22 protein-coding genes are annotated in these 23,343 nt (G+C 67.4%); 5 read left to right on the top strand and 17 right to left on the bottom strand.

Annotated features, from left to right (window positions below; translation table 11 throughout):
• Positions 1 to 16: 16 nt before the first annotated feature.
• On the bottom strand, positions 17 to 1,165 hold the full coding sequence (locus KF689_11770) for a hypothetical protein (GenBank protein ID MBX3134047.1): 1,149 nt from the start codon (positions 1,163 to 1,165) through the stop codon (positions 17 to 19).
• 199 nt (positions 1,166 to 1,364) lie between these two features.
• Here KF689_11770 and KF689_11765 point away from each other — a divergent pair, with 199 nt between their 5' ends.
• Genes KF689_11765 through KF689_11755 form a run of 3 tightly spaced genes read left to right on the top strand, consistent with a single transcriptional unit; the run spans position 1,365 to position 2,451 of the window.
• A complete protein-coding gene (locus KF689_11765) occupies positions 1,365 to 1,778 on the top strand; it encodes a heavy metal-responsive transcriptional regulator (GenBank protein MBX3134046.1) in 414 nt (137 codons plus the stop codon).
• A 2-nt stretch (positions 1,779 to 1,780) separates the two neighbouring features.
• The gene (locus tag KF689_11760; GenBank protein ID MBX3134045.1) at positions 1,781 to 2,065 is read left to right on the top strand and encodes a hypothetical protein; all 285 of its coding nucleotides are present in this window, start codon (positions 1,781 to 1,783) and stop codon (positions 2,063 to 2,065) included.
• The gene (locus KF689_11755) at positions 2,062 to 2,451 is read left to right on the top strand and encodes a MerC domain-containing protein (protein ID MBX3134044.1); all 390 of its coding nucleotides are present in this window, start codon (positions 2,062 to 2,064) and stop codon (positions 2,449 to 2,451) included. Before KF689_11760 ends, KF689_11755 begins: the two co-directional genes overlap by 4 nt.
• A 729-nt stretch (positions 2,452 to 3,180) precedes the next feature.
• Here the strand turns inward: KF689_11755 and KF689_11750 are convergent.
• From KF689_11750 to KF689_11710, 9 genes are all read right to left on the bottom strand, one after another.
• A complete protein-coding gene (locus tag KF689_11750; protein MBX3134043.1) occupies positions 3,181 to 3,501 on the bottom strand; it encodes a hypothetical protein in 321 nt (106 codons plus the stop codon).
• Between the two features lie 135 nt (positions 3,502 to 3,636).
• Positions 3,637 to 3,981 carry a hypothetical protein gene (locus tag KF689_11745; GenBank protein ID MBX3134042.1) on the bottom strand — a complete coding sequence of 115 codons (345 nt, stop codon included), beginning with the start codon at positions 3,979 to 3,981 and terminating at the stop codon, positions 3,637 to 3,639.
• Positions 3,982 to 4,473: 492 nt separating this feature from the next.
• Positions 4,474 to 4,788, bottom strand: coding sequence for a hypothetical protein (locus KF689_11740; protein MBX3134041.1), 315 nt, complete (start codon positions 4,786 to 4,788; stop codon positions 4,474 to 4,476).
• Positions 4,789 to 5,583: 795 nt separating this feature from the next.
• The gene (locus tag KF689_11735) at positions 5,584 to 5,898 is read right to left on the bottom strand and encodes a HigA family addiction module antidote protein (GenBank protein MBX3134040.1); all 315 of its coding nucleotides are present in this window, start codon (positions 5,896 to 5,898) and stop codon (positions 5,584 to 5,586) included.
• Positions 5,899 to 5,910: 12 nt separating this feature from the next.
• Positions 5,911 to 6,192: a type II toxin-antitoxin system RelE/ParE family toxin gene (locus tag KF689_11730; protein MBX3134039.1), complete on the bottom strand. Its 282-nt coding sequence runs from the start codon at positions 6,190 to 6,192 to the stop codon at positions 5,911 to 5,913.
• Between the two features lie 933 nt (positions 6,193 to 7,125).
• Complete coding sequence (locus KF689_11725) at positions 7,126 to 7,437, bottom strand: BrnA antitoxin family protein (GenBank protein ID MBX3134038.1); 312 nt, start codon at positions 7,435 to 7,437, stop codon at positions 7,126 to 7,128.
• The gene (locus KF689_11720; protein ID MBX3134037.1) at positions 7,421 to 7,729 is read right to left on the bottom strand and encodes a BrnT family toxin; all 309 of its coding nucleotides are present in this window, start codon (positions 7,727 to 7,729) and stop codon (positions 7,421 to 7,423) included. Before KF689_11720 ends, KF689_11725 begins: the two co-directional genes overlap by 17 nt.
• Positions 7,730 to 7,921: 192 nt before the next feature.
• Positions 7,922 to 8,140 carry a hypothetical protein gene (locus KF689_11715; protein ID MBX3134036.1) on the bottom strand — a complete coding sequence of 73 codons (219 nt, stop codon included), beginning with the start codon at positions 8,138 to 8,140 and terminating at the stop codon, positions 7,922 to 7,924.
• Between the two features lie 248 nt (positions 8,141 to 8,388).
• Entirely contained in the window at positions 8,389 to 8,880 is a 492-nt protein-coding gene (locus KF689_11710; GenBank protein ID MBX3134035.1) for a nuclear transport factor 2 family protein, read from the bottom strand.
• Between the two features lie 188 nt (positions 8,881 to 9,068).
• Between KF689_11710 and KF689_11705 the strand changes: the two genes are divergently transcribed.
• Positions 9,069 to 10,106, top strand: a complete 1,038-nt coding sequence (locus KF689_11705; protein MBX3134034.1) for an IS110 family transposase — start codon at positions 9,069 to 9,071, stop codon at positions 10,104 to 10,106.
• A gap of 373 nt (positions 10,107 to 10,479) precedes the next feature.
• Here the strand turns inward: KF689_11705 and KF689_11700 are convergent, their stop codons facing one another.
• Positions 10,480 to 11,205: an IS3 family transposase gene (locus KF689_11700; protein MBX3134033.1), complete on the bottom strand. Its 726-nt coding sequence runs from the start codon at positions 11,203 to 11,205 to the stop codon at positions 10,480 to 10,482.
• A 50-nt stretch (positions 11,206 to 11,255) separates the two neighbouring features.
• Complete coding sequence (locus KF689_11695) at positions 11,256 to 11,642, bottom strand: transposase (protein MBX3134032.1); 387 nt, start codon at positions 11,640 to 11,642, stop codon at positions 11,256 to 11,258.
• Between the two features lie 1,288 nt (positions 11,643 to 12,930).
• On the opposite strand from KF689_11695, the gene KF689_11690 reads away from it, so the two are divergent.
• Complete coding sequence (locus tag KF689_11690; GenBank protein ID MBX3134031.1) at positions 12,931 to 13,968, top strand: IS110 family transposase; 1,038 nt, start codon at positions 12,931 to 12,933, stop codon at positions 13,966 to 13,968.
• 713 nt (positions 13,969 to 14,681) lie between these two features.
• Here the strand turns inward: KF689_11690 and cadA are convergent.
• From cadA to KF689_11665, 5 genes are all read right to left on the bottom strand, one after another.
• Positions 14,682 to 16,871 (bottom strand): cadmium-translocating P-type ATPase, encoded by a 2,190-nt coding sequence (cadA, locus tag KF689_11685; GenBank protein MBX3134030.1) that lies wholly within the window; start codon positions 16,869 to 16,871, stop codon positions 14,682 to 14,684.
• A gap of 374 nt (positions 16,872 to 17,245) precedes the next feature.
• Positions 17,246 to 17,581, bottom strand: coding sequence for a P-II family nitrogen regulator (locus KF689_11680; GenBank protein ID MBX3134029.1), 336 nt, complete (start codon positions 17,579 to 17,581; stop codon positions 17,246 to 17,248).
• On the bottom strand, positions 17,578 to 20,661 hold the full coding sequence (locus KF689_11675) for an efflux RND transporter permease subunit (GenBank protein ID MBX3134028.1): 3,084 nt from the start codon (positions 20,659 to 20,661) through the stop codon (positions 17,578 to 17,580). Before KF689_11675 ends, KF689_11680 begins: the two co-directional genes overlap by 4 nt.
• A gap of 17 nt (positions 20,662 to 20,678) precedes the next feature.
• Positions 20,679 to 21,866: an efflux RND transporter periplasmic adaptor subunit gene (locus KF689_11670; protein MBX3134027.1), complete on the bottom strand. Its 1,188-nt coding sequence runs from the start codon at positions 21,864 to 21,866 to the stop codon at positions 20,679 to 20,681.
• On the bottom strand, positions 21,863 to 23,245 hold the full coding sequence (locus tag KF689_11665) for a TolC family protein (protein ID MBX3134026.1): 1,383 nt from the start codon (positions 23,243 to 23,245) through the stop codon (positions 21,863 to 21,865). The genes KF689_11670 and KF689_11665 overlap by 4 nt, the downstream gene beginning before the upstream one ends.
• Between the last annotated feature and the right edge of the window lie 98 nt (positions 23,246 to 23,343).

Here is a 23,343-nt window from a genome sequence, read left to right as displayed (position 1 = left end):
TATAGCGCCGCGCGCCCTACTTCGACTTCTTGTCGTCCTCGCCCGGCTCAAGCAAGAGTACACCCTGCCGAAGTGGTCCCACGCGAGCCATCTTCGCTCCGCGGCTAGCCAGGTCGCGGTTGCGCTTGAAGGCGTCGCGAGCTTCGAGCAGTTCTCGACTCGGCTTGCCATCCTTTGCGCTCGCCTCATCAGCTTCCTCGGAATCCTCGTTCTCGGCGTCCGGGTCATCAATCGGCGGAACAGTGATCTCGATCTGCCCGCCCTTGTCGAGAAACTTGGCAACCAAGCTCACGGCAACCTTTAGGTGACTTTCGATCTCCTGCTTCCGCTCGGCCTTTGTCCCCTTCGCGATTGCTTGCGTAAGATCTTTGAGAAGCGCGGCTGACTCCTTCTCGATCAGTTCCTTCTCTGTCTTCTTTGCCAACGACAGCTCTGTTGGTGGAACTCCAAGGCGCGCGAGCTCTTCGCGCTTGAGACGGATGTCGAGGATGCGTTCGTACGCGGCGAGAAGGCGCTCAACAGCCGTCATGAGGTGGTGTGCAACCCAAGCACCGACGCCAAGGAAGACGAGAAGGCTTCCGTCAGAGAACGAGCGAATGCGCACCTCGCGCTCTTCGTCCCCCGCTGCCTCTTGGAACGCACGTACAATCTGATTCCAATGCTTGAGCTCCTCGTTGACCGTTCCGAGCTCGCCGTGAGCTGCGGTTTCAGGAAGTAGCACGCCAAGCTCGTATTCGTCCGCTTCGAGGTTTACCTCCTCGATGCCAAGCTTTGCCAAGCCCGCAACTACAGCGGAGGCGTTGCGCCGAGCTGCGTCGAGCTCCTTCTGAAGTTCGGTGAGTTTCCGAACGGCAGTGGCCGGCGTCATCGCTGCGCCTTCGAAGCATCCGGCAATGCGGCGGGACAGTGCCTCGCCGCACAGCGGAGCAAGCCCCGCTGCAACTACGATCTTCTGGGCACTCGGAGGGTACTGAGCGGCCCACATGCGCTCGGCCATCGCCTGCGCTTCTGACAGATCGGATTGGAGCTTCTCGGAGAAGTCTTGAGCCGGCGTGTCGCGTGCGGTGGTCGCAGTCTGCACAAGGGCTTGAATGGCTGGAAGGACCTCGGAGGAGAGGTCCGAATCAAGCTCAGACAAGACGCGGATGAGCCGAGAAGTGTTCATACAATGCCTCAATGCGAGCGAATCAGTCGAGTCGCTATAACGTTTGCTTCTGCTGCAGACACTCCATAAAATGCGCCCGCGCAGCGGGCGCTACAATAGCGTGGCTGACAGCAGCAAGCGTCGTTATGCGGCCCCTTCGTTGCGCACCGGGCCGACGGAGACTTGACTCTATACCAACGTATAGGGTTAATCATGATGCATGGAACTACCCATGCGCATCGGGGCGCTCGCGTCCGCGGCTGGTGTCGGCGTGCAAACGCTGCGGTACTATGAGCGTCGAGGGCTGCTGAAGGCCAAAGGGCGGACCGCCAGCGGGTACCGCGAATACGCCGCCGACGCAGTGCGCCGCGTGGTGTTCATCCGGCGCGCCCAAGCGATGGGGTTCACGCTCGATGAGATTCACCATTTGCTCGAACTGCGCGTGCGGTCGGCCCGTCGCTGCGAGCCCGTCAGGCGGTCCGCCGTCAGTGCGCGGGAGCGTGTCCGCGAGCGACTGGCGGCGCTGCAACGGATGGACACCATCCTTGAGCGATTGATTCACGCGTGTGATGCACGCCAAGTCACCGAAGAGTGCCCCATACTCGAAGCGCTCGAACCCGACGGGAGGATGTAGGGATGCAGATTGATTTCCTGTACTTCGAAGGCTGTCCGCACGCCGCACCCGCACGTCAGCGGCTGCGGGACGCCTTGGCAGAGATGGGGGCCGCGACACGGTGGAGCGAGTGGGACACAGGGAGTGCCTCCACGCCGGAGCTACTCCGGGGCTACGCGTCGCCGACGATTCTGATCAACGGCGTCGATGTCGAGCGGAAGGCGCTCATGAGCGGGGCGGGCTGCGCCGTCGGCGGCGGGCCGAGCTTGGAAGCGCTGCGCGCGGCGCTCGCGGCGGTGCGCCAGTGAAAGCGGGGACGCGTGACGCGGCTGCCGTGGTCGGCGCGGTGCTTGCGGCGCTCTGCTGTGCCGGCACGCCGATCATCATCGCCGGACTGACCGTGCTCGGGCTGGGATTCCTACGGCGCGACGGGATTCTCTGGCCGGTGATGCTGTTGGCGCTCGCCGTAGCGGTCACGGGATTCTGGCAAGGCGCGCAAACGCACGGACGCTGGGGGCCGTTCATTCTCGGCGGCCTTGGCGCCGTGTCACTCGCCAGCGGAGTAATTGTCGTGCATGGATTCCCGGCGATGCAGATGATTTACGGCGGCGGTCTCGCGCTACTGGTCGGAGCTGCGTGGAACAGTATTGCGCGACGGAACTGTGCGATCGTGAACTCGCGCGAGTCCGCATAACGTATGCTTCTGCTGTGGACGCTCCAATAAGAGGCCTGGGCCCTGCGGCCGCTAGGCCGCTTCGGCCCAGGCCATCCGCACCGCGACCATCAGCAGCAAGCGTCGTTATCACGTGCGCGCCGATGCGCCGGAAGACTGAGCTCAGCGCGCCGTATCACGCCGCCGCCGCCGACACCAAAATCGCCGATCGCACGCGCGAAGCAACATCCCGGCATCGCGCGCCAGCGCGCCGCGCCGCAATTCTGTCGAAAACGATTCAATCAGAATGCTTTCGATGACGCGGCAATTTCTTAACCGTGATAACGTATGCTTCTGCTGTGGACGCTCCAATAAGAGGCCTGGGCCCTGCGGCCGCTAGGCCGCTTCGGCCCAGGCCATCCGCACCGCGACCATCAGCAGCAAGCGTCGTTATCACGTGCGCGCCGATGCGCCGGAAGACTGAGCTCAGCGCGCCGTATCACGCCGCCGCCGCCGACACCAAAATCGCCGATCGCACGCGCGAAGCAACATCCCGGCATCGCGCGCCAGCGCGCCGCGCCGCAATTCTGTCGAAAACGATTCAATCAGAATGCTTTCGATGACGCGGCAATTTCTTAACCGTGATAACGTATGCTTCTGCTGTGAACGCTCCAATAAGAAGGGTTTGGCGGGGCGTCCGCAACCGGCCTAGGCCATCACGGGCGCCCCGCCAAACCCAAACCGCACCGCGTTCATCGGCAGCAAGCGTCGTTATCGCGCCGCGTCGCGAATCGATCCCAGCCATGTGGCGGCGGCAAAGGCTGTTCGCACGTCGGCGACTGCGGCGCGCGCGCTGGGAGAGTCAGTCGCAGCAACAAGGAAGCGGCTGTTGTCGCCGAACATCTCAAGAATGATGAAGTCTGTATCGCGGTAGCGGAACTCGCAGAAGTCATCGGGCGAAGGGCGGAACGGGCGATACCGACGCGTGAGGGAGGCGCCGGCCAACTGGGAAGGCACGCGGCACGCAGCGAGGCGGCCGCCCAAACCGTTTGGCACCTCGAAGCTGAGGTCGGAAACATCCCAAATCTTCATTGCGACGAGATAGTCGGTTGTCGCGATAACGTATGCTTCTGCTGTGGACGCTCCAATAAGAGGCCTGGGCCCTGCGGGCGCCAGCCCGCTTCGGCCCAGGCCATCCGCACCTGCGGCCATCGGCAGCAAGCGTCGTTATGCGGTCACGGGCCGATCCTGCGTGCCGTCGATGGGGAACAGCAGCTCGTTACCGTCGGGGTCGAGCACGCGGACAACGTCGTATCCCCAGCGGGCCATCGTGTGCGGGACCGAGCGCGCTTCGAGCTCTTGCCTCAGCGCGACGAGCCCTTCGGGCTTCAACTCGATGAACAGGCGAGCCGGCGTGGTCCGTGCGGAGTCTTCGCAGAGGATGATCTCGCAATCACTCCGGTCGACTTGGCAGACCGTACCCGCGCCATCGGCCTCGTGCCACTTCTTGGTGAAGCCGAGAAGCTCTTCGTAGAAATGGAGTGCGCGTGCGAGGTCGGCTATGAAGAACACCGGTCGCGAATACCAGAAATGCTCAGCATTCTGTGGCAAGTCGACGCCTCCAAGCCATCGGCGATCCGCATAACGTGAGCTTCTGCTGTGGACGCTCCAATAAGAGGCCTGGGCCCTGCGGCCGCTAGGCCGCTTCGGCCCAGGCCATCCCTAGCCGCGGCCATCGGCAGCAAGCCTCGTTATGCGGAGGCCAGGCGGTGCGCCGCGAGTGGGCGACATGCGCATCACCGATCGAGTTCGCAGCGGGCGCGCACCGAGCTGTACGAACGCGCGAGGGACAAAAGAAAAAAACCCGTTGGACCCGAGCCCCTGCGCCTGATCTGCAGCACGACGCGGCGGAAGCTCCCAGCCCTCGGACCCTTCCGCATAACGTCAGCTTCTGCTGCGGCCGTTCCAATGAAATGCGGGTGGGCGGCAACGCCCCACTGAAAGAAAATGAAGGCGTGGCCGCCCACCCGCTACCGCACTCACGGCCGTCGGCAGCAAGCGTCGTTAGCTGCGCGGTCGCGCAGGAGCAGCGGCCTCGATGCGGTCGAAATAGGCTCTGACGTTCGACTTGCGGTAGAGGTACCAGAGCACCACCAAGAGGCACACGAGTCCTATGCCCGCGCCGGCGAATCTAGTAGCCTCGTCAGGAAGCGGCACGACGAAGTACGAAAGAATAGCGACGATCCAAGGCAGCAGCATCAGGCGCCGAGCCGGGTAGCGCCGCTTAAAGACGCAGTAGGCGGTTCCGAGCGCGTAGACCGCTGCCCCCGCGATGAAGAGAAATGGTACGCTTGCGAGGAACTCACGTTTCGTGACCATCTCTCCATTGAGCCGAAACGGCCCAGAGCCGAGCACGGACCCTAGGATGATGAGAGACGCAACGCCGCCCCATAGCGCCGCGAAGCCGGCACCGACAGTGACCCCGAACGGTCGAGGCGCTGCCTCGGCTGCCAAGCTGGAGCTGACAGCGTCAATGGCTTCGCGAGGAAGAGGCTGATTGCACCGCAGGCATTCCGTGGCGACGGGTTCTCGGAACACCGTCCGGGCGTGCTGGCAACTGGGACAAATCAGAACAACAGCCATGAGCTAAGCCCACCTCCAATGAGCGCAGCTAACGTGAGCTTCTGCTGCAGCTGCTTCAATAAGCTGCAGTTGTGGGGCGGCCGCTAGGCCGTCCCATGCTCGATAGGGCGGCCGCCCCACAACTGCTTCCGCAGCCGCAGCTGTCGGCAGCAAGCGTCGTTATCGCGCGCGCCGGCGGGACGCAGGGCTGAGTGCGGAAACAGCGCGGGGCACGTAGGCGATGCGCGTCGAGCGGCCTGGGCCGTCGGCCAACGTCCGTCCCTGCGTTCCGACCCCGGCGGGACACACACGCGCGGAACTGTTCGAAGCGAGCCACCAAGAAACAGCCACCGATCTCGCGGACCACGCTGCACTTCGGCCAACGCCGGAGCGTCGGATCGAACGTCCCCGGGCACAAGTCGCGATAACGTGTGCTTCTGCTGCGAGCGCTCCAATAAAAAGCGGTTGGGGAGCCGCGGCAGACCTTCACCTAAAGTGAAGCCGTGGCTCCCCAACCGCTACCGCACCTGCGCTCGTCGGCAGCAAGCTGCGTTATGCGACTTGCAGGGGATGAATGTGCGCGATCTCGCGGCGGAGTCCCTTCGCCGCGTCCCAGAGGTCAACGTTGCGCTGAAGATTGAGCCAGAACTCCGGCGACGTGCCAAAGAGCTTGCCCAAGCGTAGCGCCATCTCGGGGCTGACCGCGCGCCGCTCCCGCAGGAGCTCGTTGACCGACTGCCGCGACACGCCCAGGGCCTCGGCGAGCGCCGTGACCGAAAGCTCGTACTCCGGCAGGAAATCCTCGCGTAGGATCTCGCCCGGGTGGATGGGGCGCCGCTCCAGCGGCTTGGTGTTGGGAATGCTCATGAGAGGCTCCAGCTAGTGGTAATCGCAGAACTCGACATCGTAGGCATCGCCGTCCGCGAACCGAAAGCAGATGCGCCATTGGTCGTTGACGGAGATGGCGTGCTGCCCGGCACGATCGCCTTTGAGCGCGTGCAAGCGATTGCCAGGGGGCACCTTGAGGTCGGAGACCTGCAGCGCCGCGTCGACGGCGTCGAGCTTCCGGAGCGCCCGGCGGGCGACGTCGGCCGGCACCTTCTTGGCCTTGCCGGTGCGGAAGAGCTCCTCGGTCTGCCGGTCAGCGAAGGTCTTGATCACGCCAAAATGTAACGCGTAACGTGACACGCGTCAATGCCGGCGGTGTTCGCATAACGTGAGCTTCTGCTGCAGCTGCTTCAATAAGCTGCAGTTGTGGGGCGGCCGCTAGGCCGTCCCATGCTCGATAGGGCGGCCGCCCCACAACTGCTTCCGCAGCCGCAGCTGTCGGCAGCAAGCGTCGTTATCGCGCGCGCCGTCTGCGCGCGCGGCGGAGCGCGCAAGCAGCGCGGGATGCGTAGGCGATGTGCGTCGAGCGGCCTGGGTCATCCGCCGGGACCCGTCCGCAAGTCGAGGAGTCTGGCGGGACACACACGCGCAGGACTGATCGGCGCGGGCCCCCAAAGCACTGGCACCGTGGCTGCGGATCGTGCCGGACTTCTCGCGACGAAGATGCGGCGGACCGCCTGTCCCCCGGCACAAGTCGCGATAACGTGAGCTTCTGCTGTGGACGCTTCAATAGAATGCGGGGGTGGGGCGGTCGCTAGACCGCGCCGTCCCCGCTCGCCGCCAGCGACCGCCCCAGCCCCGCTACCGCACCGCGACCATCAGCAGCAAGCGTCGTTATCGCGCGCGCCTGCGTCGCGCACGGCGGATCGCGGAAGCAGCGCGGGACCCGTCAGGGATGCGCGTCGAGCGGACTGGGCCGTCGGTCGGGACCCGTCCACGCGTTCCGACCCTGGCGGGACACACGCGCGCAAAACCCTTCGGAGCGGGCCACCAAGAAAGAGCCACCGAGCTCGCGGGTCGCGCTGCACTTCGTGCAACGCCGGTGCGTCGGATCCAACGTCCCCCGGCACAAGTCGCGATAACGTGTGCTTCTGCTGCGAGCGCTCCAATAAAAAGCGGTTGGGGAGCCGCGGCAGACCTTCACATAAAGTGAAGCCGTGGCTCCCCAACCGCTACCGCACCTGCGCTCGTCGGCAGCAAGCTGCGTTATACGCTCGCGCGCCGACGTCGGCGAGCCGGCTTCCGCTCCTGCGCAATGCGCTCGGCGAGATAGACCTTGAGCAGGCTCTGGTACGGCACATCCTTCTCGTTCGCGAGCACGCGCAGCTCCTCGAGCATCGCCTGCGGGAGTCGCAGCGAGATCGTCGCCGTCGACGGGCGTAGCTTGGCGAAGCGCACGGGCTGCGCCTTGCTCACGTCGAGGTACTCGGCCGCGTCGTGGGACATCCAGAAGGCGCCCGCTTCCTCGTCGGAGCGGAACTTGGGGACAGCCTTGAGCTTCTTAGCGGGCTTCGACATAGCGGCGACGCTCCAGGCGACTCATGTCGCGGACGGAGATGATGCGGATGAGCTTGCGGCGGACGGTGAAGGCGGCGGTGAGCAGGCGCCCCGATCCGGTGGGGCCGAAGATGAGGAAGCGCCGCTCACTGGCGGAATGCTTCTCGTCCTCGAGCAGGACCAGCGGGGCGACGAAGAACATCTCTTCGGCCTCGCCTTGGGAGACGCCGTGGCCGAGGACGTTCTTCTCGGTGTTCCCGGCGTCCCACTCGAAGCCTTCGACGTTGGCGAGGAGCGCGGCGAGGTCCAGCATAGTCTAAGTATATGCCGAACATATACAGACCGCAAGCACACGCGCGACCGTCCCGGATGCGTATAACGTGAGCTTCTGCTGCAGCCGCTTCCATAAAAAGCAGTTGTGGGGCGGCCGCCGACTGTCCCACATACGATAAGGCGGTCGCCCCACAACTGCCACCGCACCCGCGGCTGTCGGCAGCAAGCGTCGTTATGCCGGCCCGTCGGGGCGCGCCGACCTCCGCCGCAATGCCAGGCGCGTCACGGCGGCGAGGAGCGGCACGACGACCCCGCTGTACGCGATCGCGATGTCGCGTGGAGACGGGAATCCGTGCATGATGATCCCCGCTGGCGAGTACAGCAGATAGATGGCGAGCGGAATTGCTGTCCAAGGCCAGCGGTATGCCACGAGCCCGGCCGCGAGCGCCATGCCGTAGAGCCAAAGCGTAGCGTGAAGCGTGGCACCACAGTCGAATGCACACTCCATGGACACACTCCGCTCGGCATAACGTCTGCTTCTGCTGCGAACGCTTCAATAAGAAGCAGTTGTGGGGCGGCCGCTAGGCCGTCCCATACTCCACAGGGCGGCCGCCCCACAACTGCCATCCGCACCCGCGTTCGTCGGCAGCAAGCGTCGTTATACCGCGCGCGCCGATGCTCCGCACGGTCGACCGGCCACTACGGCTCTTCGGCGAGCGCGGTGGAAGCATGCATATGCGCCAGCTTCCATTGTCCCGACTCGCGGACGAAGAGCAGCGTGCGCCGTCCAACGTCGCCCGGTCGTCGCCCGAGCGTGAAGGTGACCAGCCCCGCGTCGCCGCGCACTTCGGCGCGCAACGCCTGTGGCTGAAGGCGCAGATACGGTGGTCCGGGGCGCGTCGCCTTGACCTCGTCGAAGAAGCGGCGAAAGCGCGAGGCAACGTCGGCACCCTCGACGCGCTCGGGCGTGTCGCGAAACGGGAAGAAGACCGACCGGGACGAGCTCCACGTCGCGTCGAACGCTTCCCACTCGAGGTTGTCGAAGACGCGGAGGAAGTGTTCAGCGGCCTGCACGAGAGCCGCCTGGTCGCGGCCGGCGTTCTGGGGGCGCGGGGCGCCACCGCTGCGGGCGAGGCATCCGGTCGCGATGAACACGGAGCCGAGGAGCAACGCGCAGGATCTCAGGCGCATCAAGTCAGGGTGCAGGGCGATGCGTGGGTGTCGGTATAACGTTTGCTTCTGCTGCGAGCGCTCCCATAGTTGGTATGAAGCGGCGGCTGGACCTCCGCCCATCCACGGGTGCAAGGTTCTGCCCCATACCATCTACCGTGCTCGCCGTCTCGCGACGGGGCACACTGCGGAGGCCAGCCGCCATGGATATGATAGGCATCGATCTCCACAAGCGCGAGAGCCAGCTCTGCATCCTCGACGGGCAGGGCGGCGTCACCGAACGACGCATCGTCACGAGCCGTGACCGCTTCACCGCGGTGCTGGGCGCGCGTCCGCCCGCGCGGATCCTCGTCGAGGCGTCGACCGAGAGCGAGTGGGTCGCGTGTCACCTGGAGGCGCTGGGCCACGAGGTGGTCGTCGCCGACCCGAACTTCGCGCCGATGTACGCCACGCGCAGCCGGCGGGTGAAGACGGACAAGCGCGATGCGCGGACCCTGGCTGACGCGCTCCGGCTCGGCGCCTATCGTCCGGCGCACCGCGTCTCGGCGGCGCGGCGGCATGTGCGCGCCGAGTTGGCGGTGCGCGAGGCCTTGGTCCGCACACGCACGCGATGCATCGCGCTCGCCAAGGCCCTCGTGCGCCGCGACGGCCTGCGCGTGCCGAACAGCACGGCCGCGTGGTTTGTCGAACGACTCACCGCGCTCCCGCTCTCGCCGGTGCTGGCGGCCGAGCTGGCGCCCTTGATCGCGGTGCTCGCCCCGCTGAACGTGCAGATCGCGGCCGCCGACGCGCGCATCGCGGCGCTCGGGCGGACGGACCCGATCGTCGCGCTGCTGCAGACGGCCCCCGCCGTCGGGCCGGTGACGTCCAGCGGCATCGTCGCGATCGCGGATGACATCGGCCGGTTCCCGTCGGCGCACCAGTTCGAGGCCTTCCTCGGGTTGGTGCCCGGGGAGCGGAGCTCGGGCGAGAAGCGGCGACTCGGCCACATCACGAAGGCGGGCAACCGGCGCGCGCGCTATCTCCTGGTCGAGGCGGCGTGGCGCATCCTCCGCTCCAAGTCAAGCGACACCGCGGTGTTGCGGGCGTGGGCGCAGCGCATCCTGCATCGCCGCGGCACGAAGATCGCGGCGGTCGCGCTGGCGCGGCGGCTCGCGGGCATCCTCTATGCGATGTGGCGGGACCAGCGGGCGTACGACGCGGGCCACCTGCGGACGCCGCAGCCCGTGCCGGCGTCCGCCGCATGATCGCTGGGTAAGGGCAGGACCTGCGTGGGATCGAGATGACTGAATCGGGAGTGGTGAGCGCGACGCATTTTATGGCCGCAGGTGAGAGCCGCCCCATAGTTGGCGCCACCATTCCTTCGCAGACCCCAATGCGCCGAGGCCTCGGGCCTCACGAGCGAGCGCGAACAGAAGGATGAGCAGCACCTCGAGCAGCGCAGGCACAACGGAGAACTGCAACAGCGTCAACGCACCTGGGGCTTGACGCGGGCCGCCGCTTCACAGAAAAATGCGGTTGTGGGGCCTCAGTAGACCTTGCTCAAGATGAAGCTGAGGCCCCACAACCGCCACCGCACCCGCGCTTGGGATGTTGCTCCACTTTCGTTGACACCATGAGTTAGGCCGCACGCCGTTCGAAGTCAATCGGCGAGCGGTACGCGAGCGCCGAGTGCGCCCGCGTGGTGTTGTAGTAGCGGATGTACTCGCGGAGCGTCGTGCGGAGCTCGGTGTCGGTCGCGAAGTGCCGGCCGCGCGTCGCCTCCGCCTTCAGCGAGTGGAAGAACGACTCCATGTGCGCGTTGTCGCCGGGCCCGCTGCTGCACGCGCTCTGCCGCACGCCGTGCGCGGCGAGGAACGTGCGCAGCGACTCGGCGAGGTACTCGCTGCCGCGATCGGAGTGAAAGATGAGGCCGGCCGCGGGCCGGCGGCGCCGGAGCGCCGCCGCGACCACGTCGCGCGTGACGCGGCCGTCGCGCCGCGGCTGCAGCGTCCACGCGAGGATGCGGCGCGAGCACTGGTCCATCACCACGGCGAGATAGCGCCACGCGGTGCCGACCTTGAGGTACGTGATGTCCGCGACCCAGATGCGATCGATGGCGGGGGCGGTCGTCCGCCGCACGAGATTCGGCTGCGCCGCGAAGAAGCGGTGCACGCCGGCCTTCGCGCGATAGCCGAGCACGGCCTTGGCGCGCAGGCCGTCTTCCCGCATGAGGCGCGCGACGCGCCGCCGGCTCACGCACACGCCCTGGTCGCGCAGCGCCCGATGGATGCGCGGGCTCCCGTAGCGGCCGTGATGGCGCGTGAAGAGCGTACGAATCTGGTCCAGCAGGGTCCGGTCCTGCACCGCATGCGCGCTCGCGTGGCGCTGGCGCCAGGCGTAGTACCCCGCGCGCGTCACCCCGAAGCGTCGGCAGAGCCGCGCGACGCCGTACGTCGCGCGCTCGGCGTGGATGAAGGCGAAGACGTCCGCTTTCGGGAGGCGCAGAACCGGATGGCTTTTTTTAGGAGGTCGTGCTCCTCCTGCAGCAGCGCGTGCTCGCGCTCGAGCTGCTGCAGCCGGGCGATCTCGCGCGCCGGCCCCGGGGGCGCGGCCTTCGGCAGGCGGCCGCGCAACGTCCCGTCGCGCACGTCCTTCCGCCACTTCGACAGCATGAACGGATGGATCCCGAGCGCCGTCGCCACGGCCTTCACCTGCATCCCGGGCATCTGGCTCAAGCGCACGGCGGCGAGCTTGAACTCCTTCGAGTACTTGTAGATCTGGCGCGGACCGCTCCGCGGCATCGGACACCTCCTCGCGTCTGGTTAGGTGGAAGTGTCAACCGAACTGGAGCAAGATCCCTTGTCGGCAGCAAGCGTCGTTATCTCGCGCGCGCGGATCCTGTAGAATCCCATCGAACGAGCTTGACCGAGCTCATGAAGCCAGCCTTTACAAGCACGGGTATGCACGCGTCTGCTACTTCCCCCAGCTCTCGTGCGATGTCACCGATTGAGTACGTGGCCCCCCGGAAGGTGAAGGTATCAGACGCGGGGTCGTAGCATCGGAACATGCTTGACGGCGCCACTCCTGATATCGCACTCGCGGGACCAATCAGGTCTTGTACAATGCTCCCGCCACCTTCGCGAGCCCATGCATCTAGCCGCTCGTCGAGATGCTCAAGGTGATCGCGAAGCTCTCGACTCCGAAGTGGGTGCTTGTCGGGAAGGCCCACAGCGGTCCGCAATGAGTTGGCTCGCTTCGTGGGCTCGTGACGGGCTACTCTGCGCGCGAAGCTAATAGCGCTCTCTTTCGCTCCCTTCTTGGCGGCCGGAGGCCAGAGGATCCGCGAAACGACACCAGCGTGAGCCAAGAGGGAGTGCAGCGACCTAAACACCTCGTTGTGTAAGGTGATTCTTGTGTCGGCGTCGAGCTTCGATGGGCGCTCCTGAAGGCGCGCGAGAACGTTGCGAAGGCCAGCGTGCGCATTCACGCCGAACTGGCATTGCTTCGCGACCTCGAACAGGAAGACATTCTGTACGTGTGCGTCCATCTATCTCAGTCGAGATAACGTGAGCTTCTGCTGCAGCTGCTTCAATAAGACGCAGTTGTGGGGCGGCCGCTAGGCCGTCCCACGCCCCACAGGGCGGCCGCCCCACAACTGCTTCCGCAGCCGCAGCTGTCGGCAGCAAGCGTCGTTATCGCGCGCGGCGTCGGCGCGCGCGGCGGAGCGCGCAAACTGCGCGGGATGCGTAGGCGATGCCCGTCGAGCGGCCTGGGCCGTCCGCCAGGATCCGACCGTAGGTCGCGAAGTCTGGCGGGACACCCGCGCGCAGCACCGTTCGGAGCGGACCCCAAAAGCACCATCGCTGAACCCGCGGATCACAACGCACTGCTCGCGACGCGAATGCTGCGAATCGCCTGTCCCCCGGCACAAGTCGCGATAACGTGTGCTTCTGCTGCGGACACTCCATAGTTGGTATGAAGCGGCGGCTGGACCTCCGCCCATCGCGGGGTGCAAGGTTCTGCCCCATACCATCTACCGTGCTCACCGTCTCGCGACGGGGCACACTGCGGAGGCCAGCCGCCATGGATATGATAGGGATTGATCTCCACAAGCGCGAGAGCCAACTCTGCATCCTCGACGCGGAAGGGCACGCGACGGAGCGGCGCATCGTCACGAGCCGTGACCGCTTCACGGCGGTGCTGGGGTCGCGTCCGCCCGCGCGGATCCTCGTCGAGGCGTCGACCGAGAGCGAATGGGTCGCGTGTCACCTGGAGGCGCTCGGCCACGCGGTGATCGTCGCCGACCCGAACTTCGCGCCGATGTACGCCACGCGGAGTCGGCGCGTGAAGACGGACAGGCGCGATGCGCGCACGCTCGCCGACGCGCTGCGGCTCGGCGCCTATCGGCCGGCGCACCGTGTGTCGGCGGCGCGCCGGCACGTGCGCGCCGAGCTGGCGGTGCGCGAGGCGCTGGTCCGCACGCGCACGCGGTGCATCGCGCTCGCCAAGGCGCTCGTGCGCCGCGACGGCCTGCGCGTGCCGAACAGCACGGCCGCGAACTTCGTTGAGCGGCTCACGGCTGTCCCTCTCGCGCCGACGCTGGCGGCCGAACTCGCGCCGTTGATCGCGGTCCTCGGCCCGCTGAACGTCCAGGTCGAGGCCGCGGACGCGCGCATCGCGGCACTGGGGCGCACGGACCCGATCGTGGCGCTGCTGCAGACGGCCCCCTCCATCGGGCCGGTGACCTCGAGCGGCCTCGTCGCGATTGCGGATGACATCGGCCGGTTCCCGTCGGCGCACCAGTTCGAGGCCTTCCTCGGGCTGGTGCCCGGGGAGCGGAGCTCAGGCGAGAAGCGCCGGGTCGGGCACATCACGAAGGCGGGCAACCGCCGCGCGCGCTATCTCCTGGTCGAGGCGGCGTGGCGCATCCTCCGCTCGAAGGCGGCCGACACCGCGGTGCTGCGCGCGTGGGCGCAGCGCATCCTGCATCGGCGGGGCAAGAAGATCGCGGCGGTGGCGTTGGCGCGGCGGCTCGCGGGCATTCTCTACGCGATGTGGCGGGACCAGCGGGCCTACGACGCCGGCCACCTGCGGATGCCGCCGAGCGAGCCGGCGCACACCGCGTGATCACCGCGTGACGCAGGACCTGCGCAGGATCGAGATGACTGAATCGGGAGTGGTGAGCGCGACGCATCTTATGGCCGCTGGTGAGAGCCGACCCATAGTTGGCGCCACCACTCCTTCGCAGACCCCAATGCGCCGAGGCCGCGGGCCTCACGAGTGAGCGCGAACAGAAGGATGAGCAGCACCTCGAGCCGCGCGGGCACAATCGAGAGTTGCAACAGCGTCAGCACATCTGGGGCTTGACGCGGGCCGCCGCTTCACAGAAAGATGCGCCCGCGAAGCGGGCGCTACAATAGCGTGGCCGTCAGCAGCAAGCTTCGTTATGCCGCGGCGCGACCGAGTAGCCATCAACCTTTCGCCAACCTGCTTCGTCGGTCGCACGGCGACAGAACTCCATTCACCCGCATCAAGATCTGGTCGGTGCACTCGAAGCGACGCGACGGAGCGCACGATGTCATGGCAGGCGCCCCCAGTGCCAGCGGAAGCATTGAGATATTCGTGTCTGTTGCGAGCGACAAAGCGGATTGTGTCCGGACCGTGCGGAAGCACTCACCGGACCGGCGGACGAGGGGCGTTCGGGGCGAGATCGCGCGCGCTTTGAGCCAACGCATCATCATCGCCCTGCGCTATGCGCGCTGCACCGCGCACGGGTCGGCACCTCTGCGCCAGAGACTCGCCCGAGAGTGTAGCAGGCTCGCGCGCCATAACAACGGAACTCAGCCCGTACTGGCGTGCCGATACACCAGAAGCCGCAGCGCGTTTCCAACCACCACTAGAGTGCTCCCCTCATGCACCACGACCGCCGGACCGATCCCGATCACTCCGGTCGTCGTGGCCACGATCAACAACGCGATCACGGCGAGCGACACGATCAGGTTCTGCCGGATGATCGCACGCGCCTGTCGACTGAGTCCGATCGCGAACGGCAAACGGCCGAGATCGTCGCCCATGAGCGCCACGTCCGCCGTCTCGAGCGCCGCCGCGGTCCCCGCGCCGCCCATTGCGATTCCGACTGTCGCATGCGCGAGCGCCGGGGCATCATTGACGCCGTCGCCGACCATCGCCACGCGCCCCTCGCGTTCGAGTTCCTTGATCGCCGCGACCTTGTCCTCGGGGAGGAGCCCCGCGCGCACATCGTCCACGCCCACCTCCATCCCCACCGCGTTGCCCACGCCGGCGTTGTCGCCCGTGAGCATCACGATCCGACGGATCCCCGTCGCACGCAACCGGTCGAGCGTCTGCCGTACATCGGCACGCGGCTCGTCGGCGATGCCGATCACGCCGAGCCACTCGTCACCGCGAAGCACCGCCACGGTGCTGCGCCCCGCCCTCTCCAACTCCTCGACCTCGGTGCGCACCGCCGCCGGCACCGCCGCGCCACGCTCCTCGAACATCAGCAGTCGCCCCACTTCCACGCGCACGCCGGCGATCGTCGAACGGATCCCGCGCCCCGTCACCGACTCGAGATCACGAGCTGCCGGCACCGCGACGCCGGCGCTCGTGGCCGCACCGATGATCGCGTGCGCGAGTGGATGCTGCGAGCGCTGCTCGACTGCAGCCGCCGTCGCGAGCAAGGCGTCGGTGCTCACACCGGTCGTCGGCCGCAGGTCCGTGACCGACGGCTCCCCGACCGTGATCGTCCCGGTCTTGTCCAGTGCCAGCACCGTGATCGCGCCGAGCGACTCCAGGTGCGCTCCACCCTTGATCAGCACACCCTTTCGCGCCGCCTGCGCGATGCCCGAGAGCACGGCGGCCGGTGTGCCGAGCGCGAGCGCGCAGGGCGAGGCCGCGACGAGCAGCGCCATGGCGCGGTAGAACGACTCCTCGAGCGTCCAGACGCCGAGCAGTGGCGGGATGGCGATCAGCAACACATCGGCGACGAGTACGATCGGCACGAAGATCCGCGCGAAGCGGTCCGTGAACCGCTGCGTCGGCGCCTTCTGTGTCTGCGCCTCCGAGACCAGCTTGATGACGCGGTCGAGTGTCCGGTCACCGATCGCGGCGGTGACCTCGACGACGAGCGCCCCTTCGCCGTTCACCGTTCCGGCGAACACCGGCTTGCCCGGTGCCTTGTCGACCGGCACGCTCTCGCCGGTGATCGGCGCCTGATTCACCGCCGAGTTTCCCTCACGCACCGCCCCGTCCACCGGGATGCGCTCGGCGGGCTTGATGACCACGCGGTCGCCGCGGACCACCTCGCTGATGGGCACCGACAATTCCTTCCCATCGCGGATCACCGTCGCCGACTGTGGGGCGAGCTCGGCCAACGCGGCGATGGCGCGGCGTGCTCGGCCGAGCGCGTACTTCTCGAGCGAGTGACCGAGACTAAAGAGGAAGAGCAGCAACGCCCCTTCGAGCCAGGCGTCGAGCACAGCCGCTCCGGCCGCCGCGACCACCATGAGCAGGTCGATGTTGAAGCGGAACTTCCCCCGACGCAGGTCGGCGATGAAGTGGCCCACGAGGTCGCGCGCGCCGAAGAAGTACGCCGCGGCGAAGGACGCGAGCGCGAGCGCCGAAGGCGCCTCGGTGAATCGTCCCAAGGCCCAGCCGACGACGAGCAGCGCGCCCGAGCTGATGCTCCACGCGAGCGTGCGGTTGCGGGCAGACCAACTCTTCGACATCGGAGCAGCAGGACTCGTCACCCCCGCGCTCGCCCCCGCCTCTACGGCCGCCGCGGACGCCGGAGCGCCTTCCTGTCCCACGGTCTCCGCGACCGGCACTGCGCCGACCTCGCGCAGTCGCGCCTCGATCAGCGCCCGATCGACGCGTCGGCGGTCGAACTCCACGCGCACGACCTGGCCAGCGAAGTTGACGACGGCCGCGCTCACGCCGCGAAGTTCACGGAGCGCGTCCTCGATGCGTCGCCCCTCATCCTCCGCGCCGACCGCACGGAACGGGATGACCATATGCGCGAATCGATCGGTCACCCCCGCACCGGCCGCGTGGGCAAACGCTTCAACTTGGGTCAGCGTGAGTCGGTCGGGATCGTAGTGCAGGCAGAGCTGCGGCCCTGACGGCGCCGTCCGGGTCGCGCCGTCCGCGTGCGGCGGCTCACCGTCCGGCTCCGCACTCGCCTCGACCACGTGCACGCTCTCGACGCCCTCTTGGCGTTCAAGCAATCGCATGAGTCGCGCCACGCACGCGTCGCGGAGGTCCTTCACTTCGGGGAGCAGCAGGGGCAGGTCGAGCCGCGCAGCACGTCGCATCGTGACTCCGGAGTATCCAACAGGTTGACCCGGCGCGAGGGTGCTCGAGCGTGTCGCCGGGTGGTTCAGCTCCTTCAGACCGCGGTCTCGCCCTCATCGCCCGTCGCGATCCGCAGCGCGCGCGACACCGCGACCACGACGACCTTCCCATCGCCGCGATTGCCCGTGCGCGCGGCGTGCTCGATCGCGCGCACCACCTCGTCCTCGAGCGCAGCGGGCACGACCACCTCCACGCGCACCTTGGGCACCGTACCGAGCACGCCCTCGGACGCCGGCGCGTCGGCGTGACCGCCGCGTCCGAAGCCGCGGACGTCCGTGAACGTGGCGCCCGAGAGCTCGCCGATGCGATGCAGCGCTGCCTCCACCGCATCGGACATAAACGGTTGGATGTATGCGATCACCATCTTCATGGGGCAGTCTCCGGTCGACGTTCGAAAAGGAGATACAAGAGGGGCAGCACGAGCAGCGTGAGCAGCGTGGCGGTGATGAGTCCGCCGATGACCACCGTCGCGAGCGGCCGCTGCACCTCCGCGCCAGCGCTGCTCGAGAGCGCCATGGGCAGGAAGCCAAGACTCGCGACCAGCGCGGTCATGAGCACGGGACGCAGCCTGGTCATCCCGCCCTCGCGCACGGCCTCGTCGAGCGGACGGCCGTGCTGGCGCAGTTCATTGATGTAGGAGACCATCACCACCCCGTTCAGCACTGCGATGCCGAACAGCGCGATGAACCCGACGCCCGCCGAGATGCTGAATGGCATCCCGCGCGCGAAGAGCGCGAGCACGCCGCCGACGGTCGCCAACGGGATGCCGGTGAACACGAGTGCCGCCTGTCGCAAGGAGTTGAAGGTCGCGAAGAGCAGCAGGAAGATCAGCAGAAGCGAGATCGGCACCACGAGCAAGAGGCGCTTGCTCGCGCGCTCCAGATTCTCGAACTGACCGCCGAACTCGGGCCGGTAGCCGGGAGGGAGGGTGATCGTGCCATTGTCGAACAGCGCACGCACATCGGCCACGAAACTGCCGATGTCGCGCCCACGGACGTTCCCCTCCACGATCACCAATCGCGACCCGTTCTCGTGACTCACCTCGGCGGGCCCGCCGACCTCCTCCACCTTGGCCAGCGTCCCGAGGGGCACGCGTTCCCCGTTCGGGGCACTCACCAGGATGCGACTGATCGACGCAGCGTTCGCGCGCACCGACGCAGGGAAGCGCACGGTCAGCGCGAACCGTCGCTGCCCCTCGAGCACCTGCGACACCTGCACACCCCCGAGCGCCTCGACCACCTGCATCACATCGGCGGAGTTGATGCCGTAGCGCGCGAGCTGCTCCGGAAGGACCGCGATCTGCAGTTGCGGCAGCCCCTCGAGTTGCTGCGCCTTGAACCCGGTGGCGCCGGGCAGCCCGGCCACCGCCGCGACGATCTGCTCCGCGGTCGTGCTGAGCTGGCCGAGATCATCGCCGTAGATCTTGATCGCGAGGTCGCTCCGCACCCCGGCGATGAGTTCGTTCACGCGCAGCTCGATCGGCTGGCTGAAGCTCACCACCAAGCCAGGGATCCGCGCGAGCGCCTCGGTCATCACGGCTTCGAGTTCGCCCTTGTCGGTCGCCTTCGTCCACTGTTCCGGCGGCGCGAGCCGCACGAGGATGTCGCTGATGTTCACGCCCATCGGGTCGGTCGCGATCTCCGCGCGGCCCGTCTTGGCGACCACGTCGATCACCTCGTCGGGGAACTCCTCGAGCAGGATCGCCTCCAACTGCGTCGTCTGCCGGACCGACTCCTCGAGCGATATGCTTGGCAGGCGCAGCACTTGCAGGGCGAACGACCCTTCGTCCAGTCGCGGGATGAACTCGGAACCGAGGAACGGCACCGCGGCGAGCGCGAGCACGACCGCCGCGCCCGACCCGATGAGCACCCGCCGCGTGTTGGCGAGTGTCCATTCGAGCGCCGGTCGATAGATGGCCTTCGCGCGCTTGACCAGCCAGACGTCCTCCTCGGTCACCTTGCCCTTGAGGAAGATCGAGATCAGCACCGGCGTGAGCAGGAACGTGAGCAATAGCGATCCGACCAGCGCGAACACCACGGTCAGCGCCATCGGCCGGAACATCTTGCCTTCGATGCCCTGCAGCGTGAGGATCGGCAGATAGACCACGATGATGATCCCGATGCCGAAGAGGATCGGCCGGCCTACCTCGGCGCACGATTCGAGTACCGTGTGGAGGAAGTTCTCGTCCGGCTTGCGATGGCCGAGTCGACGCATCGCGTTCTCGACCATCACGACCGATCCGTCGACGACGAGTCCGAAGTCGATCGCACCGAGGCTCATCAGACTGCCGGCGATCCCCGCCTGCACCATCGCGCTGAGGGCGAAGAACATCGAGAGCGGGATGGCCGCCGCGACGATGAGCGCCGCGCGGAAGTTCCCGAGCAGGACGAAGAGCACCACGATGACGAGGATCGCCCCTTCGACGAGGTTCTTCTCGACCGTCCCGATCGTGCGGCCGATCAGGTCCGTGCGATCGTAGAAGGGCTCGAGGCGAACGCCGGGCGGCAACGCGCGTGCCGCGACCGCGAACTTCTCCTTGACCGCGTTGACGACCGTGCGCGAGTTCTCGCCCATCCGCATCATCACGATGCCGGTGACGACCTCCCCGGTCCCGTCCTTGGTGACCGCGCCCTGGCGGATGGTCGACCCGATCACCACCTCCGCGAGGTCGCCCACCCGCACCGGTGTGCCGCCTCGGCTCGCGACCACGATGTTGCGGATCTGGTCGAGGTCCTGCACCTGGCCCACGCCGCGGATGACGAGCTGCTCGGCACCGCGCGTGATGTAGCCGCCGCCCGCGTTCTGGTTGTTCGCGGCGATCGCTTCAAGCACTTGCGGCAGCGTGAGGTCGTACTGCACGAGCGCCTCCGGCCGCACCAACACCTGATATTGCTTCTCGAACCCACCGAACGCGTTCACCTCCGCCACGCCGGACACGGCGCGCAACTGCGGCGCGACGACCCAGTCCTGCAGCGTGCGCAGCTCAGTGGCGTCGATGCCGGTGCCCGAGTCCGCCGAGACGGTGTACTGGAAGATCTCGCCGAGCCCGGTCGAGATGGGCCCCATCTCGGGCGTGCCGTATCCCGGTGGGATCTCCTCGCGCGCCAGTTGCAGTCGCTCCTGCACCTGCTGTCGCGCGAAGTAGATGTCGGTGCCCTCGGCGAACACGACCGTGACCTGCGAGAGCCCGAACTTGGAGATCGATCGAATCTCCTCGAGGTCGGGGAGACCGAACATCGCGAGCTCGACCGGGAGCGTCACCTGACGCTCCACCTCCGACGGCGGCAGTGCGGCCGCGTTGGTATTGATCTGGACTTGGACGTTGGTCACGTCCGGTACCGCGTCGATCGGGAGCGCCAACGCGCTCCAGATACCCACGCCGACCAGCAGCAAGGTCATCGCGAGCACGAGGAGGCGTTGATTCAGGACGAAGCCGATGAGGGAGCGCATGAGGGATCCTCTGGCGGTCAGTGGCCGTGCTCGCCGATCTCGCCCTTGGCGAGTTCGGACCGAAGCGCGAACGCGCCAGCGATGACCACGCGACTTCCCGGTCGCAGACCACTGAGGATGATCACGCGATCCCCGTCCACCGTCTCGCCCACGACGACCGGTACGGGCCGGAACTCACCCGGCGCGTCGCCGGGCACGAACACCACTTGGCGTCCCTCCACTTCCTGGACCGCGGCTTGCGGCACCACGGGCATCGCGGGACCACCCCCGCCCACCTGGATGCTCGCGGTCGCGAACATCCCCGGCTTGAGCGCGGCGTTCCCGTTCGGGATCTCCACACGCGCACGCACCGTGCGCTTGGTCTCGTCCAACACCTCGCCCACATACGCGAGGCGCCCGATGAAGCGCCGCCCGGGGTATGCGCTCACGGTCACGACGACCGACTGCCCCGCGCGCACACGCGCGAAGTCCCGCTCGAAAATGTCGAGTTCGATCCAGACCACGGACAGATCGGCCACCGTGAACAACACGTCGGTCGGCCCGACGACCTCACCGAGACTGACGTTGCGCGCGACGACGGTGCCCGCGAAGGGCGCGACCAGACTGTAGGCGGCTCCCGCCCCGTGATCGTGCGCAGCGCCGAGCACGGCCAGCCGTTCCTCCGTGCTGCGAAGCGCCGCCTCGCTGCGACGCAGCTCGGCTTCAGCGAGCAGCAACTCCTTCCGGCTCGAGATGCCTTGGGACTCGAGACGCTGTTCGCGCGCGAAGTTCTCCTTTGCGATCGCGACCAACTCCTCGCCCTGGCGCTCCTCGGCGCGCAACTGTCCGACGTCCGCGCTCTCGAGCATCGCGAGCACCGCGTCGCCACCGACGCGCGCGCCGAGGTCGGCGCGCACCGCCAGCACGCGCGCTTCGGTACGCGAGCCGACGTGGCTCACGCGGTTGGCATCATACGTGATGGCGCCAGTGACCTGGAGGCCGCTCGTGGTGATCGAATCCACGACGGCGACGCGAATGCCGCCTAGTCGGATGGACGTCGTGTCGAGTACGACCACGTCGGACTCGGCCGTCGAGTCCGCCGCGAGTGGTGCCGCGCTGTCCGCGGTGGCCTCGCCACCGCCGCACGCAAGGGAGACAACGCCGACGACGAGGGCGAAGAGCAGCACGACCGGCCGCGGTCGCTGGAGGTTGAGACGCTGGGTCACGGGGTGTTCCTGACGATGGGTGTGGTCGAGTCCTGCCGGCGGATCGCCGCGGGATCGATGGGCTGGAGTGAGGCGGCGGACGGGGTGAGCCGGCCGGTCGCGGCATCGAGTTGCACGAGCGCCTCGCGCTGGGCGAGCCAAGCGTCCCAGAAGCCGAACTCGGCATCGAGCAGCTGGTTGCGGAGGAGGAGGAGGGTCGAGAGGTCGATCTTGCCCGCGCCATACGCGGTCTCGAGGAGCGCGGCGTTCTCATGCGCCCGCGCGAGGACCTCGAACTCATAGACCCGCGCCTCTTCCGCCGCGGCGCGATACGCCCGCTCGGCGACGGTCACATCGGTCTCGACACGCAGCAGCGCTGAGCGACGCGCGAACTGCGCTTGGTCCACGAGTGCGCGGCGCTGGTCGCCGAGTCCTTGGTTCCGATTGAAGAACGGAAGGGTCAGTCCGAAGGCAGGACCGAACTGCACCGAGCCGTCGTTCGGCGACCGGTTCCCTCCCACGCCGATGCGCAAGTTCGGGAACGCCTCCCGCCGGCCGAGTGCGCGCAGCGTCTCCGCCTCCCGCACCGCCTCTCCGGTCGCGGCGAGATCGGGACGACCGACGAGCGCGAGCGCGAGGAGGGAGTCGCCGGACAGCGCGTCGATGTCCGTGAGCAACGCGGCGGTCGAGTCCGCCACCAAGCGGAGCGGTGTGTCGGCATCGAGCCCGACGAGCAGACGGAGCTCGAGTTCGGCGCTCACCGCGGCGCGGCGCGCGCTCAGCACGCGGCCGCGTGCGCGTCCGGCCTCGATCTCGGCGAGATTCGCCTCGAGTCGGCTGATCTCGCCTTCACGTACCTGGATCCGCACCGCGGCGAGCAATCGCTCCACGAGCGCGAGTGCCTCCGCTGCTACCTCGAGCCGACGATCGGCGGCGACCGCGCGATAGAAACCGGCGCTCGCCTCGGCGATCGTGAGGCGGGCCGCATCCTGCACGTCGAACGCGGTGCGCCCGAGCCCGATCCGCGCGGCATCGATACGCAAGCCGCGCTGCCCTGCGAACTCGATCTCCTGCAGCACCGTCAACTGCAGTTGGTCGGCGGCGCTCCCGAGCGCTCCTCCGGCGGACTGTACCGCCAGCTCGGGATTCGATCGCAGCACGCGCGTCTGGCGCAGCGCGCCGCGCGCGATCGCCGTCTCCTGGCGAACGCCGAGGAGTGTGGGACTTCGTCCGATAGCGAGCCGTTGGATATCGTCGAGGGCGAGGACGAGTGTGTCGGCGCGCGCCGACGCCGCGGGGGACTGTGCGTTCGCCGACCGCGTGACGATCGTTCCGCCAAGCAGGGAGAGCAGCGTCAGAGACGCTGAGAAGAACGGGATCGAGGGGATTCCACGGGACACGTGCGTGAGTCTCCGAAGGATCTCATCGCACGCCACGCTCGAGTGCGTCGGACGCAACGGCGCGCGTTCCGCGATGCGGAGCGGCACCATCGCGCCTG

It is taken from the genome of Gemmatimonadaceae bacterium (assembly GCA_019637355.1).
GTDB lineage: Bacteria > Gemmatimonadota > Gemmatimonadetes > Gemmatimonadales > Gemmatimonadaceae > Pseudogemmatithrix.
This window is presented reverse-complemented; position numbering and strand designations above follow the sequence as displayed.

Excerpts from the sequence above, each read along its gene's own strand:
- KF689_11695 (MBX3134032.1), bottom strand. The coding sequence starts at position 11,642 with ATGCCGCGGAGCGGTCCGCGCCAGATCTACAAGTACTCGAAGGAGTTC.
- KF689_11675 (MBX3134028.1), bottom strand. The coding sequence starts at position 20,661 with ATGCGCTCCCTCATCGGCTTCGTCCTGAATCAACGCCTCCTCGTGCTC.
- KF689_11735 (MBX3134040.1), bottom strand. The coding sequence starts at position 5,898 with ATGAGCATTCCCAACACCAAGCCGCTGGAGCGGCGCCCCATCCACCCG.
- KF689_11770 (MBX3134047.1), bottom strand. The coding sequence starts at position 1,165 with ATGAACACTTCTCGGCTCATCCGCGTCTTGTCTGAGCTTGATTCGGAC.
- KF689_11760 (MBX3134045.1), top strand. The coding sequence starts at position 1,781 with ATGCAGATTGATTTCCTGTACTTCGAAGGCTGTCCGCACGCCGCACCC.
- KF689_11765 (MBX3134046.1), top strand. The coding sequence starts at position 1,365 with ATGGAACTACCCATGCGCATCGGGGCGCTCGCGTCCGCGGCTGGTGTC.
- KF689_11720 (MBX3134037.1), bottom strand. The coding sequence starts at position 7,729 with ATGCTGGACCTCGCCGCGCTCCTCGCCAACGTCGAAGGCTTCGAGTGG.
- KF689_11690 (MBX3134031.1), top strand. The coding sequence starts at position 12,931 with ATGATAGGGATTGATCTCCACAAGCGCGAGAGCCAACTCTGCATCCTC.
- KF689_11750 (MBX3134043.1), bottom strand. The coding sequence starts at position 3,501 with ATGAAGATTTGGGATGTTTCCGACCTCAGCTTCGAGGTGCCAAACGGT.
- KF689_11715 (MBX3134036.1), bottom strand. The coding sequence starts at position 8,140 with ATGGCGCTCGCGGCCGGGCTCGTGGCATACCGCTGGCCTTGGACAGCA.
- KF689_11705 (MBX3134034.1), top strand. The coding sequence starts at position 9,069 with ATGATAGGCATCGATCTCCACAAGCGCGAGAGCCAGCTCTGCATCCTC.
- KF689_11725 (MBX3134038.1), bottom strand. The coding sequence starts at position 7,437 with ATGTCGAAGCCCGCTAAGAAGCTCAAGGCTGTCCCCAAGTTCCGCTCC.
- KF689_11740 (MBX3134041.1), bottom strand. The coding sequence starts at position 4,788 with ATGGTCACGAAACGTGAGTTCCTCGCAAGCGTACCATTTCTCTTCATC.
- KF689_11680 (MBX3134029.1), bottom strand. The coding sequence starts at position 17,581 with ATGAAGATGGTGATCGCATACATCCAACCGTTTATGTCCGATGCGGTG.
- KF689_11710 (MBX3134035.1), bottom strand. The coding sequence starts at position 8,880 with ATGCGCCTGAGATCCTGCGCGTTGCTCCTCGGCTCCGTGTTCATCGCG.
- cadA (MBX3134030.1), bottom strand. The coding sequence starts at position 16,871 with ATGGTCATCCCGTTCCGTGCGGTCGGCGCGGAGGATGAGGGGCGACGC.